Genomic DNA, 680 nt, shown 5'->3' with positions numbered 1-680 from the left:
CTTCTTTCTCGTCACCTCGCTGACGCTGGCAGAGATGAGCCGGGAGGACATCCTCGAGCATTACCGCGCAAGGGGCACCGCCGAGGGCCATATGGGCGAGCTGAAGGACGTGCTCGCCCCGGCGCTGTCCTCGACCAACCGGCCGAAATCGCACTGGCGGGGGCGAACGCCGCAGAGCTGTGCGGACGCTGTGGATGCCTTCGCGTGCAACGAGGTCCGGCTCCTGATCGCGCTTCTCGCCTATGAAGTGATGCACATCGCCCGCCGCGCCATGGCGGCTGCCACCGGCACCGGCTGGAGCCTGCGCCGCCTGCGCGAACGCGTGCTGCGCGCCGGCGCCCGGCTGATCCTGTCCGGCCGCCGCATGACCCTCGCATTGTCTGCCGCCGCCGCACCGTTCTGGGCAGTCCTCTGGCCCAGGATCACCGCCCTGCACTGGTCCGGCCCCTGAACCGGACCGCCTCCAGCCCGACATGACCGCCCGCCGGACCCTCCGGCGAACGAGCCCGCATGGACGACGATTGCAAAGAATACCCGCCCGGGAGTCGCATCGCCACCGACACACAAGCCAGAGGCGATCACCCTCACGCCCAGCCAGGCGCCGGGCCCTCAGGACGCCCTCGACCCGCCCGAAAGCAGCACCTTGGCTCCAATGTCAGCCGGCCGGTGAATATCGCGGG

At 69.9% G+C, this 680-nt stretch carries 1 protein-coding gene; it reads left to right on the top strand.

All coding sequences use genetic code 11. From position 1 onward, the window contains the following. Positions 1 to 451: transposase (locus GH815_RS18745; RefSeq protein ID WP_211365138.1), on the top strand; the 451-nt coding region annotated here is incomplete at its 5' end. Positions 452 to 680: the final 229 nt, after the last annotated feature.

This window comes from Rhodovulum strictum, from assembly GCF_009649175.1.
In the GTDB taxonomy this organism is placed as follows: domain Bacteria; phylum Pseudomonadota; class Alphaproteobacteria; order Rhodobacterales; family Rhodobacteraceae; genus Rhodovulum; species Rhodovulum strictum.
The sequence above is the reverse complement of the archived record's forward strand: the minus strand, read 5'-3'. Positions and strand labels throughout refer to the sequence as shown.